This window comes from Vibrio sp. SCSIO 43086 (genome assembly GCF_051132235.1).
GTDB classification, from domain to species: domain Bacteria; phylum Pseudomonadota; class Gammaproteobacteria; order Enterobacterales; family Vibrionaceae; genus Vibrio; species Vibrio diabolicus.
On sequence record NZ_CP072677.1, the window covers coordinates 2,743,324 to 2,756,419 of the forward strand.

At 45.0% G+C, this 13,096-nt stretch carries 9 protein-coding genes; 1 reads left to right on the forward strand and 8 read right to left on the reverse strand.

What is annotated here, in order from left to right:
• Positions 1 to 61 precede the first annotated feature (61 nt).
• On the forward strand, positions 62 to 1,474 hold the full coding sequence (locus J8Z23_RS12965) for a phosphoglucomutase/phosphomannomutase family protein (protein WP_256956146.1): 1,413 nt from the start codon (positions 62 to 64) through the stop codon (positions 1,472 to 1,474).
• Between the two features lie 150 nt (positions 1,475 to 1,624).
• Here J8Z23_RS12965 and J8Z23_RS12970 read toward each other — a convergent pair whose 3' ends face one another.
• The 8 genes from J8Z23_RS12970 to J8Z23_RS13005 all read right to left on the reverse strand — a co-directional run bounded on the left by J8Z23_RS12970 (position 1,625) and on the right by J8Z23_RS13005 (position 12,995).
• Complete coding sequence (locus J8Z23_RS12970; protein ID WP_005396732.1) at positions 1,625 to 2,656, reverse strand: ABC transporter ATP-binding protein; 1,032 nt, start codon at positions 2,654 to 2,656, stop codon at positions 1,625 to 1,627.
• A complete protein-coding gene (locus tag J8Z23_RS12975) occupies positions 2,656 to 4,281 on the reverse strand; it encodes an ABC transporter permease (RefSeq protein ID WP_005396731.1) in 1,626 nt (541 codons plus the stop codon). Before J8Z23_RS12975 ends, J8Z23_RS12970 begins: the two co-directional genes overlap by 1 nt.
• Before the next feature lie 99 nt (positions 4,282 to 4,380).
• Positions 4,381 to 5,394: a Fe(3+) ABC transporter substrate-binding protein gene (locus J8Z23_RS12980; protein WP_434633826.1), complete on the reverse strand. Its 1,014-nt coding sequence runs from the start codon at positions 5,392 to 5,394 to the stop codon at positions 4,381 to 4,383.
• A gap of 152 nt (positions 5,395 to 5,546) precedes the next feature.
• Entirely contained in the window at positions 5,547 to 6,776 is a 1,230-nt protein-coding gene (locus J8Z23_RS12985; protein ID WP_046875065.1) for an ammonium transporter, read from the reverse strand.
• A 27-nt stretch (positions 6,777 to 6,803) separates the two neighbouring features.
• The gene (locus J8Z23_RS12990) at positions 6,804 to 7,142 is read right to left on the reverse strand and encodes a P-II family nitrogen regulator (RefSeq protein ID WP_005396729.1); all 339 of its coding nucleotides are present in this window, start codon (positions 7,140 to 7,142) and stop codon (positions 6,804 to 6,806) included.
• Between the two features lie 188 nt (positions 7,143 to 7,330).
• Positions 7,331 to 7,699 (reverse strand): YacL family protein, encoded by a 369-nt coding sequence (locus J8Z23_RS12995; protein ID WP_434633830.1) that lies wholly within the window; start codon positions 7,697 to 7,699, stop codon positions 7,331 to 7,333.
• A 99-nt stretch (positions 7,700 to 7,798) separates the two neighbouring features.
• On the reverse strand, positions 7,799 to 10,396 hold the full coding sequence (gene acnB, locus J8Z23_RS13000) for a bifunctional aconitate hydratase 2/2-methylisocitrate dehydratase (protein ID WP_012841427.1): 2,598 nt from the start codon (positions 10,394 to 10,396) through the stop codon (positions 7,799 to 7,801).
• A gap of 268 nt (positions 10,397 to 10,664) precedes the next feature.
• Positions 10,665 to 12,995, reverse strand: coding sequence for a patatin-like phospholipase family protein (locus J8Z23_RS13005; protein WP_434633834.1), 2,331 nt, complete (start codon positions 12,993 to 12,995; stop codon positions 10,665 to 10,667).
• Positions 12,996 to 13,096 lie beyond the last annotated feature (101 nt).

Consider the following 13,096-nt stretch of genomic DNA (forward strand, 5'->3'; position numbering starts at 1 on the left):
ATCGGTTCGCTAGCAAAGATTTAAGAGACGGTGGGATGCCGCTCTTATCGAGGATCGAATCATGATCAAATTTGGTACAGGCGGTTGGCGTGCATTTATCGGTGAAGAATTCACTAAAGATAATGTTCGTTTGGTTGCTCAAGCAGTTGCAAACATTACGAATAACGAATCTGTTGCTGATCGCGGCTTTGTCATTGGCTATGACCGACGTTTTCTGTCTGACAAAGCTGGCCGTTGGTTTGCCGAAGTTTTAGCAGCAAACGGCATCGTCGTTAGCTTTATAGATAAGTTTGTTCCAACGCCTATCGTAATGTTTAAAGCGAAGGAAATGGGCTGCGCTTACTCGGCATGTATTACGGCATCGCACAACCCGGCCGATTACAACGGCATTAAAGTCTTCATTGAAGGCGGTCGTGATGCAGATGAAATCATCACCCAAAAAATCGAATCACAAATCGATACGCTCACTGCACAAGATGTAAAAAGTGTCGATTTTGAACAAGCGGTTGAAGATAAGCTGATTCAAATTATCAACCCGATGAACGAATTCGTAGATTCGATCATTAACTTTATTGATATCGAGTCGATCAAAAAAGCCAACCTACGCGTTTTGATTGACCCGATGTTCGGTGTCGCAAAAAATGCGCTGCAAACCGTATTAATCAACGGCCGCTGTGACGTTGATGTGATTAACGATGGAAAAAACCCAGACTTCGGTGGGTTAATGCCTTCGCCAAGTGCTGCAACACTCTACCGTTTGATGCACCTAGTAAAAGAGCAAGGTTACGATATTGGCATCGGTACCGATGGCGATGCGGACCGTCTTGGTATTATTGACGAAAAAGGTAACTTCATTCATCCAAATGAAGTCCTGATTCTACTTTATTATTACTTATTGGAGTACAAAGGTTGGACAGGTTCCGTGGTACGTAACATCGCGACGACTCATCTTCTCGATAAAATTGCTGAAGACCACGGTGAAAAATGCTTTGAGGTACCAGTAGGCTTTAAGCACATCAGTTCTCAAATGGAAGCGGATGACTCACTGATTGGAGGGGAAAGCTCTGGCGGCCTAACCATTCGTGGCCACATCAAAGGTAAAGATGGCGTCTTCGCGTCTAGCTTGTTAGTTGAAATGATTTCAGTAACAGGCAAGAAATTGTCTGAGTTGCTAGATGAAATCTACGGTAAGTACGGCTACGCGTACATGGCAGAAGGTGATTGCAAATTCAAACCAGCGCAAAAAGAAGTCCTGTTCAACAAGATATATGTTGAAAAACAACTGCCTGAGTTTGAGTTCGATATTGAAAAAGTCAGCTACGAAGATGGTGCGAAAGTGTACTTCAAGAATGGCGGTTGGATCATCGCCCGCTTCTCTGGTACTGAGCCACTACTGCGTATTTTTGCAGAAATGCAAGATAAGGACACTGCGGAACGTGTTCTTCAACAGTTTAAAGACTTCTTATCTTTATAACTGACCTTGTGCCCGCTTCGAGCACTTCGGCTACGCTTGTCATGTAATTCAAGCTGTCGCTAAGGGGAAGAATACTTGCCCGGCATCACTGCCGGGCTTTTTTTATGTGTGTAGGCAGGCATAAGAGAATAGTAAAGGTACCCAGTAACGTTATGCGAATGCCAGCACGCCCTGCGTTTCAATTTTCACAGCAACAGACTCACCAATATTTAATGCCTGCGATGCTGTAGCCAACAAACGGTCGCCATTCGCATCAATCACGTAGCGGCAATGGTCGCCCATAAAGTGCTGCTCCAGCACCGTTACTGAGCTCTCTTCATCGGATTGAATTTGCACATGTTGCGGCCTTAGCAACAAAGAGCATTCAGACTGCACTGGGATCTCTTGTTGGGCTGTGGCTTCAACCACACCCAAGTGGGTTTCATATTCTGAATCCGAAACTCGTTTAGCGGCAAGATAGCTACCACCACCTAAGAAATCCGCAACAAACTTACTTGAAGGCTGGTAGTAAAGCTCAGATGCCGTACCATACTGCTCGATAACACCATTGTTCATCACTGCCATTTTATCCGCGAAGGCAAAAGCCTCTTCACGGCTATGTGTAACAAAAATAGCAGTCACGCCTTGCGCCTTAAAAATCTTACGGATCTCACTTATCAACTCATGGCGAACTTGCGTATCAATATTAGAGAACGGCTCATCTAGCAACAATAAGTCTGGGCTATAAGCTAATGAGCGAGCAATCGCAACACGCTGCTGCTGTCCACCAGACAACTGATGTGGATAACGATCGCCATAGCCTTGCAAATGCACGAGCTCGAGCATCTCTTGAACTTTGCCATTTTTCTCTTTTGTCGAGTAATGCTTTAAGCCAAAGGCAATATTTTGCTCCACCGTCAGGTGAGGAAAAAGCGCATAATCTTGGAAAATCATCCCTATATTACGCTGTTCTGGTGGCAACCAGTTCTCCCCATCATCAATCGTGACGCAATTTAAGCTCATTTCGCCTGACGTTAATGGCAATAGCCCTGCAACGGCTTTTAATAGTGTTGTTTTTCCGCAACCACTTGCACCTAGTAAACAGACAATTTGCCCTTGTTCCACCTCAAGAGATAATGATTCGAGTACGGTTTGATCATCATATTGGCAAGTTAGGTTTTTAATTGATAATGCGCAGCTCATCAGTGATTTTGCTCCAGTGAACGGTTAACAACAACAAGCGGGATCAACCCAACAAGAACCAACAGAACCGCAGGCAAAGCGGCCAATTCTAAATGCTCATCCGAGGCGAAGTTATAAACGTATGTGGCTAGTGTTTCAAAGTTAAATGGACGAAGTAATAGAGCCGCATTGAGCTCTTTCATCGACTCGATAAACACTAACAGAGCCGCAATCAGTGCACCACGTTTAACCAGCGGAAAGTGCACACGCCACAGCATGGCATTAGGCTTACAACCCATGGTGCGAGACGCCATATCTAACGAAGGCGAAATTTTATTTAAGTTACTTTCGATACTACCAATCGCCACCGCTGAAAAGCGCACAACCATGGCAAAAACCAGGGCGAACATGGAGCCAGAAAAAATAAGTCCCGGTCTTCCCCATTCCATGGCTTTAGCAAGGTCGTTGACGCGGTGATCCATAAACAGTACTGCGACCATCACACCAATCGCTAATACGGTTCCTGGCACTGCATACCCCATCGAAGAAAGACGCATAAATGCCAAGCTTTCGCGCTTGCCATTGACGCGATGGGTAAAGTTAACGATCAGTGCGACAGCAACACCAATAATGGCGGCAATAACCGACACGACCAAACTATTCCATGCGTATTCACGAAACTCGGGGGTCCAACTCTGCGCAAAGTAAGTTATCGCATAATCAATCAGCTGTAGTAATGGCAAAATAAACGCGACCGAAACCAAGCCCCAACACCAAACCAGCGCGGTCCACTTTTTCCAGCCCGTCAACTCATAACGAAAATCTTCGTGACTGTTAAATTGGCTTTGAAAAAGCTTTTGTTTACGACGACTGTAGCGTTCGGCACTGAGGAGCAGTACTACAATGACGAGCATCATGGCTGAAATCTTGGCTGCTGCATTAAGATTAGAGTATCCCAACCAAGTATCGTAGACCGCTGTGGTTAACGTATTCACAGCGAAGTAACTTACAGTACCAAAGTCACCGATGGTCTCCATTGCCACCAGCGACAAACCCACAGCGATAGAAGGTCGCACTAGTGGCATCGAGATGCGCCAAAAGCTTTCCCATGGAGAGCATTTGAGCAAACGCGCGCTTTGCAACAAAGAGACATTTTGCTCCATAAATGCAGCTCGACACAGCAAATACACGTAAGGGTACAGCACTAAAGCCAACACAAAGGTCGCGCCAGGCAAGGTGCGAATATCAGGGAACCAATACTCGCCAGGTCCCCATCCGGTTACATCACGCAAAAAGATCTGAATTGGACCAGCAAAATCAAACCAATCAGTAAAAATATAACCAATGATATAACCTGGCATCGCAAGAGGTAACACCAATGCCCACTGCAACCATTTTTCGGTCGGCAGTTTACACATGGCCATTATCCAAGCGCTTGGAATACCAAGAATTAAGGACAACACCATTACGCCAATAGTGAGCGCAACCGTGTTAAAAATATAAGTCGGCATGACTGTCGCCATTAAATGGGCAAACAAATCATCCGTTTCACCAATTGCGGTGTAGAAGATCGCTAAGATCGGCAAAACCAGTAACAGAGTTATTACCCCACTACTGGTTTTCCATAAAGAGTGTTTATCTTTCATCGCCTAATTACTGCAAGGCTGTATGAAATACAAATGCTGTTGCAAATACATCTCATATCCTTTAATCAAATGGGGGTACTGTTATACCCCCACAAGGAATTAAAGGTCAAATTTCACTTCGTCTAATAGCTTAATTGCCGCTTCGTGGTTAGCTGCAATATCGTCTAGAGAAAGCTTGTCTGCTTTAAAGTCTCCCCAAGATTCCACAAGTGCAGAACGCTTCACGCCTTCTTTAACAGGGTACTCGTAGTTAACTTCTGCGTACATCTGCTGCGCTTTGTCACCCGTTAGGAATTCCATTAGCTTCACAGCATTGTCTTTGTTTGGAGAGTACTTCGCCATCGCCATACCAGAGATGTTTACGTGAGTACCTGTAGTCTCTTGGTTAGGGAAGTTGATGTAAACTGCATCTGCCCAAGCTTTTTGCTCTTTGTCGTTAACCATTTTACCTAGGTAGTAGCTGTTACCTAGAGAAACATCACATAGACCTTCTTTGATCGCTTTAACTTGTGCACGATCGTTGCCTTGTGGTTTGCGAGCAAGGTTTGCTTTCACGCCTTCCAACCACTCTTTGGTTTCTGCTTCGCCATTGTGAGCAATCATTGCTGAAACTAGAGAAACGTTGTACGGGTGCTTACCGCTACGAGTACAAATTTTACCTTTGAACTCTGGCTTAGCCAGATCTGCATAGTTGAAATCTGCGCCTAGTTTACCTACGCGATCACGTGAAGAGTAAACACTACGTGAGCGTAGAGTTAGAGCAAACCACTCATTCTCTTTATCTTGGTATTGAGATGGTACGTTTTCTTCAATGATTTTGCTATCTACTTTCTGAACTAAACCTTTGTTTGTCAGTTCAGCTAGACGACTGATGTCTGTCGTAAGGATAACGTCAGCTGGGCTGTACTCGCCTTCTTGAGCTAGCTTTTCTGCTAAGCCTTTTTTAGCAAATTTTACGTTTACTTTGATGCCAGTTTCTTTAGTGAACTCGTTGAACATAGGTTCAACTAGGAAAGGTTGACGGTAAGAGTAGACGTTCACTTCTTCAGCAGCCATTGCTGTTGGAGCTAAGGTTGCGCAAGTTAATGCTGAAAGAGTTAGCAGTTTTTTCATTGTTTAATCCTTTACCATGCTAATGATAACGTTTATCAGTTGCGTTATTATATGTATGTTCAATAAGAAGACAATGACAAATATTAAAAAACCTGCTCATCGGAGCAGGTTTTTATATGTTGAGAGTGTAACTATTTATTACAGGCTATTGATTACTTCACAGTGACAAATTCTGGGTACGCACCGACGCCACAATCATGCATGTCCATACCTTCCATTTCTTCATCTTCCGTGACGCGAATTCCAACGGTTGCTTTCAAGATAGCCCACACCACTAGGCTAGCACCAAATACCCAAGCAAAGATAACGACAGCACCTAAAAGCTGTGCACCGAATGTAGCATCGCCGTTACTTAGTGGTACGACCATCAAACCAAAGAAGCCACAAACACCGTGCACTGAAATCGCACCGACTGGGTCATCAATTTTCAGTTTATCTAGGCCAATGATGCTGAATACGACTAGCGCGCCAGATACTGCACCGATAGCAACCGCATATAATGGCGATGGTGATAGAGGATCTGCGGTGATAGCAACCAAGCCAGCTAGCGCACCATTGAGAATCATCGTTAAATCCGCTTTGCCCCAAGTCGTTTTACATACAAACAGCGCCGCAATAGCACCTGCAGCAGCTGCTGCGTTGGTGTTTAGGAAGATCTGACCTACCGCTGTTGCGTTCTCGAAGTCTGAAACCATCAACTGAGAACCACCGTTAAACCCAAACCAACCAAACCAAAGGATGAAAGTACCTAGTGTTGCCAAAGGCATGTTTGAACCTGGAATCGGGTAGATTTCACCGTTTTTGCCATATTTACCTTTCCGAGCACCAAGAAGCAATACACCAGCAAGAGCTGCAGAAGCACCAGCCATATGTACGATACCTGAACCTGCAAAGTCGCTAAATCCAGCTTCTGCTAGGAAGCCACCGCCCCATGTCCAATAACCTTCCATTGGGTAGATAAATGCGGTCAAAATTGCAGAGAAAACCAAGAAAGACCAAAGCTTCATACGTTCAGCCACCGCACCAGAAACGACGGACATTGCCGTTGCAACGAAGACGACTTGGAAGAAGAAGTCAGATTCTAGAGAGTGATCAGCCCCTTCTCCTTGGGTACCAATCAACGCACCAAATGAAGGTAACCAGCCTCCTTCTCCGTTGTCGACATACATGATGTTGTAACCAACGATCAGAAACATCGTACATGCAATTGCGTACAAACAGATGTTCTTCGTAAGAATTTCTGTTGTGTTCTTAGAGCGCACAAGACCAGCCTCTAGCATCGCAAAACCAGCTGCCATCCACATTACCAACGCACCGGAAATGAGGAAGAAAAAGGTGTCAAGTGCGTAACGTAACTCGGTTACTGTTGTTGTTAATTCCATAATAAGTTTCTCCAATCCCTTGAATTCTTAAAGTGCTTCTGCGTCCATTTCGCCCGTTCGGATACGCACCGCTTGGTTCAGGTCGTAGACAAAAATTTTACCGTCACCAATCTTTCCTGTTTGCGCAGCTTTTGTAATCGCTTCAACCACTCGCTCAACATTATCCGCGTGAGTAGCGATTTCAATTTTCACTTTTGGTAGGAAATCGACCTGATACTCAGCGCCGCGATACAGTTCTGTGTGGCCTTTTTGACGACCAAACCCTTTAACTTCTGATACCGTCATCCCTTCGATACCGACGTTAGCCAATGCTTCTCGCACATCGTCTAATTTAAACGGCTTAATAATGGCATTGATTATTTTCATTCAATTCTCTCCGAAGCTTTCATCCTGAAACACTTCTAATAATCCAATCTACGTGCCAAGTTTTTAAGTCATTGAATAATAAAAACTAACGTCAATTTACATATCTATAAACAAAAAGGGCGCACCATATCGGTGCGCCCTTTTCACAAATTTAAAGCAACAGAAGGAAAGTTACCCAAAACTGTGCACTAAATGTTCAAAAAGTCTTTCCATTGCTCGATAAGAATCATGAAGTCCTCTATTCCACAGCTTGCTGTACTTTCTGCATTGTAGAAATCGAATTCACTTTCCATCTCAACATCATGGTCATGGGCCAATGCGTTTTCTTGCACTAGGACTTCATCGCCCTGAATCATCAAGCTAATTTCTGTACCTGTTAGGTTATGCTCTTGAGAAGGCGCTGAAAATGACTGCTCAATTAGCTTTTCAACCTGAGCAATCTTCATAGGATCTTTGCCAATTTCTTCTTGTAGCCAGCGCCCAACAATCTCATGCCCCATGCTGCATTTTACGTAGTACTCGCCCATCAACGTGTTACGGATGAATTCAAATTCCATCGAGATTGCCTTTTCGTATCAATTTGGTGCGGAGTATAGCGAATTGCGCCCATAAAAAAAGCACCTCGTTTGAGGTGCTTTTTAATTGTGCAGTTAAACTTATGCAGGCTCTTGGAAGATCACTTCATCCGCTTTCTTGGTGTACTGATCCATTTTATGGAAGTTCAAGTAGCGGTAAGTATCTGTAGCGGTTGCATCAATTTGCTTCGCATACTCCAAGTACTCTTCTTTGGTTGGAATCTTACCAAGGATTGCACCTACGGCAGCTAGTTCCGCAGACGACAGGTAAACATTCGCACCAGTACCTAGACGGTTCGGGAAGTTGCGCGTTGAGGTCGACATCACTGTTGATTTGTCTGCAACACGCGCTTGGTTACCCATACACAGTGAACATCCTGGTGTTTCGATTCGAACCCCAGCACGGCCAAAGATACCGTAATAACCCTCTTCCGTTAGCTGATCCTTGTCCATCTTCGTTGGCGGAGCGATCCATAGACGAGTTGCAAGCTGTCCATTGAACTTATCTAGCAGCTTACCAGCAGCGCGGAAGTGACCAATGTTCGTCATACAAGAACCGATGAACACTTCATCAATCGCTGTACCTTGTACTTCAGACAACAAGCGAGCGTCATCCGGATCATTCGGTGCACATAGTACTGGCTCGTTGATTTCAGCCATATCGATTTCAATAACATGTGCGTATTCAGCATCTTTATCCGCTTGCATTAGCTCAGGATTTGCCAGCCACTCTTCCATCGCTGTAATACGACGTTCGATAGTACGGCGGTCACCGTAACCTTCAGAGATCATCCACTTCAGCATTACAATGTTAGAGTTTAGGTACTCTTCGATCGACTCTTGCGACAGTTTCACAGTACAACCTGCCGCAGAACGCTCAGCAGAAGCATCAGAAAGCTCAAATGCTTGCTCAACTGTTAGCGTTTCTAGGCCTTCAATCTCAAGGATACGGCCAGAGAATTCGTTGATCTTGCCCGCTTTTTCTACCGTTAGTAGACCTTGCTGAATCGCGTAGTAAGGGATGGCATGAACAAGGTCACGTAGTGTGATACCCGGTTGCATTTCACCTTTAAAGCGAACCAAGATTGACTCAGGCATATCTAGTGGCATAACGCCTGTCGCAGCAGCAAAGGCAACCAAACCCGAACCTGCTGGGAATGAAATACCTAGCGGGAAACGAGTATGTGAGTCACCACCAGTACCAACTGTATCCGGTAGTAGCATACGGTTTAGCCATGAGTGGATAATACCGTCACCCGGGCGAAGAGATACGCCACCGCGGTTCATGATAAAGTCCGGAAGTGTGTGGTGCGTGTTTACGTCTACTGGTTTTGGGTACGCAGAGGTGTGACAGAAAGACTGCATGACAAGATCAGCAGAGAAGCCCAAACACGCCAAGTCTTTAAGTTCATCACGAGTCATAGGGCCTGTAGTATCTTGCGAGCCTACTGTCGTCATCTTCGGCTCACAGTAGGTACCAGGGCGAATGCCTTCTACGCCACACGCTTTACCAACCATTTTCTGTGCAAGCGTGTAACCCTTGCCAGAATCTGCAATTTCACCAGGTTTACGGAATACATCCGAAGGCTCAAGACCTAGCGATTGACGCGCTTTGTCTGTCAAACCACGACCGATGATCAATGGGATACGACCACCAGCACGAACTTCATCAATCAGTACTTCCGTTTTCAGCGAGAACTCAGCTAAAACTTCACCTGTTTCGTGATTACAAACTTTACCTTCATATGGGTAAACATCGATAACATCGCCCATGTTGAGCTTAGTCACGTCGACTTCGATTGGTAGTGCGCCCGCATCTTCCATTGTATTGAAGAAGATAGGTGCAATTTTACCACCAAGCACATAACCACCAGCACGTTTGTTTGGAACGTAAGGGATATCATCTCCCATGAACCAAAGTACTGAGTTGGTTGCAGATTTACGCGAAGAACCAGTACCAACAACGTCACCAACGTAAACCAATTGGTGACCTTTTTCTTTCAATTCTTCAATTTGCTTGATCGGACCAATATTGCCCGGTTGATCAGGATTGATGCCTTCACGCTCGTTCTTCAGCATCGCAAGTGCGTGCACTGGGATATCAGGACGAGACCAAGCATCAGGTGCAGGTGAAAGGTCATCCGTGTTCGTTTCACCTGTTACTTTAAATACAGTTAGAGTGACTTTTTCTTCAAGCTTAGGCTTAGAAAGGAACCACTCAGCATCAGCCCATGACTGAAGTACTTTCTGTGCATGCGCATTGCCTGCTTTTGCTTTCTCTTCTACATCATAGAAAGCATCAAACATCAGAAGTGTATGAGACAGTGCTTCTACAGCAATCTCTGCCAGTGCTTCGTCATCAAGTAGCTCAACTAGCGGCTCGATGTTGTAACCACCTTGCATAGTGCCTAGCAGTTCAGCCGCTTTTTCACGACTCACTAATGGTGATTTAACTTCACCTTTTGCTACTGCTGTTAGGAAACCCGCTTTTACATAAGCAGCTTCATCAACACCTGGAGGGATACGGTTTTCAAGTAGGTCAAGAATGAACTCTTCTTCACCTTGCGGGGGATTTTTCAGAAGTTCTACAAGTCCAGCAACTTGTTCTGCGTCTAGCGGTTTAGGAACAACTCCTTCAGCAGCACGCTCTTCGACGTGTTTACGGTAGGCTTCAAGCACGACTTTTTCCTCTCATTGCGGTTCCTCCTCTATTATTACTATTGTTAAAGTAAAGGAGTGAACATCCTTGGAAACTTGGCTCTCCATTGCCCTTGTTTTCATTCAATTATGATTGAGAAACAGCGCCGTAGAGGCCAAACTGTGGGCAAAATAATAGCAAATTTAACCTTAAATTAAAATCTTATCATTTTGACCAACATAGCAACTTACGACTAAAGTTCTGCTAATTTTGACCAAATATGCCAAGTTTTTGCTTTCTTATACCCGGTTAATTAAACGACGTTCCTACGATCAAATACACAGCATCCATATCCTGCTCAGTACGACCATAAGCCAACATAATTGGCCCGATTGGTGAGTCAACACCAAAGAAAATAGAGCCAGCATTGTAAAGTGGCGCTTCATTCAGCTTCAGATCATTATCTGACCACACTCCACCGTATTCCACTGATGCACCTAGGTAGACTGGCGCTTCAAATAGTCCAAAGTCGTTGTCGAACCATTTGTATCGGTACACCAAGCTACTAAAAAACAGGTTCTGTCCAATCAAGCTATTTCTTGGGATGCCAGATAGGTTTAAAAAGCCGCCTAACTCTCTCGGATCAAGTGGAACCGATGAATTTTTACTTTCTACAAAACTATATTCTGCATGTCCGACTAAAGTATGACGCTGATGACTGACCGCACCTTTGAATCGCGCGGAGATTTCATACACAGTATCTTCAATCATCTTTTCCGTGTCGAGCAAAGTGATGCCTTCCGGACTCTTGTCATGAGATACGAAATATTCAAGATCGACCAGCAGTCCGCGAGTAGGAAATGCAAAATCATCAAGCGTATCGAGTCGATAGCTCGCAAATATACCTTTGCGCTCGAAGTCTAGCTGCCCTGCCGAGGCCAAGGTAGACAGCTCAATATCTCCTGTAGAGTAACGAGCACCAAGGCGCAACTCTTGCCATAACGTAGGTTGAATGCCAATAGCCAGTTCAGAAGCAAAGTCATTATAGGAAACGGGTAAGAAGTCGTTAACTGAGCTGAGGTCCGGATTTTCAAATTCGCTAAAAGGTAAGTTTCTATCTTCACTGCTGTATCCAACACGGCCAGCAACAAAAAGCGTTTGACTAGATAAAACAGGCGAATACAACTCAGCTTCTATCAGCTTATCCGTGCCCATTTCTACGTTGAACGCCAACTCTGCACCATGCGAGTTTAAATTAGTAAAATTGGTCGACATACCGATGCCGTATTGGCTATCCGTATCGAAGTCATCTTCAAGGAAAAATCGAAAGTTAACGTAATTCGGCCCCCACGACTTTTCGTTAACATCAAAAACCAACAATGTCTTACCATCAACATCTTCAAAGTGATAAGTGATTAACTCAAAACGATCCAACGCATAGAGATTTTCAACGGCTTTTTCTATTTCAGCCGTTGGAATACGACGACCTGTTTTCAATTGAATACGGTTAGTAAGTAATACATCGCTGTAGTGGGTGTTATTCACTATCACAATGTCATCAACAATGCGTTTATCACCGTAAACCAGCGTCTTACGTACCTCTTGCTTGTGCTCGATGTACTTTTGGTATTCTGCGTTCGATAAACTTAGACCAAGCAGCTTATCTTCAAGCTGCTTGGTAATATCGTAACCCGCTTGAAAAGCCCAAGGCATTTTGTCGAACTCGACGGTTTCCATGGTGCCCACATTGGGACGAATATAAATATCTTGAGGTTCAAGCTCGTCCACTTGCTGTTGTGTACTACGACGAACGAGATAGTTAGAGAGTTGGTCCGCGACAGTAAACAGCCCCGTAAATTCATCTTCGGTTTTGTAGTCGGTGCTAATATCGACAGCAATAACAACATCTGCCCCCATGGCGCGAGCCACATCGACAGGCATGTTATTAACAACGCCACCATCGACAAGCATATGGCCATTGAGCTTATAGGGAGGAAGCGCTCCTGGTACAGACATACTGGCCATCATGGCGTCCACGAGATAGCCATTGCCAAGAACCACTTCCTCTAGGGCAAGAATATCTGTCGCCACAGAGCGGTAAGGAATGGCAAGATCATCAAAAGAATCGAATCGCCCTAAGTTCCCTGTAGTCTCACGCAATACGCGCAACATGTTCTGGCCTTGCACCACACCCGTTGGGGCACGAACCTCACCAAATCTTAAGCCGAGGTCAGTGTTAATTTGATAGCGGTCTTCATACTCTTTATCACGAACTCGGCGTTGACTACGGTCGACACGATCTCGATAACCACTGCTCCAATCGACGGTGTAGATAAAACTTTCAATTTCATCAGCGCTCATCCCCGTTGCATAGAGACCACCGACATAAGCGCCCATACTGGTGCCCGTTACGATATCGACCGGGATCTGCATCTCTTCTAACGCTTTGAGAACGCCGATATGCGCAGCGCCTTTTGCTCCACCACCAGCGAGCACAACCGCCACCTTTGGGCGAGGCTCCAAGTCATCCGTTTTTGCTAGAGAGTTTGCGAGGGAAACTGAAGGAGTGGTGATCAAAAAGGCACTAACCCAAAGCGCGAAATGGCGAGTCGACGGGCTTGATAACAGCTTTTTGAACATTCACTTCTTCCTTTGTTGAATTTCTTATCAAGTAGGGCGTGCTAGCAGCACCGCACTAACACGCCCTAATATGTACTAAGAATTGACCAGAGAGACAAGCT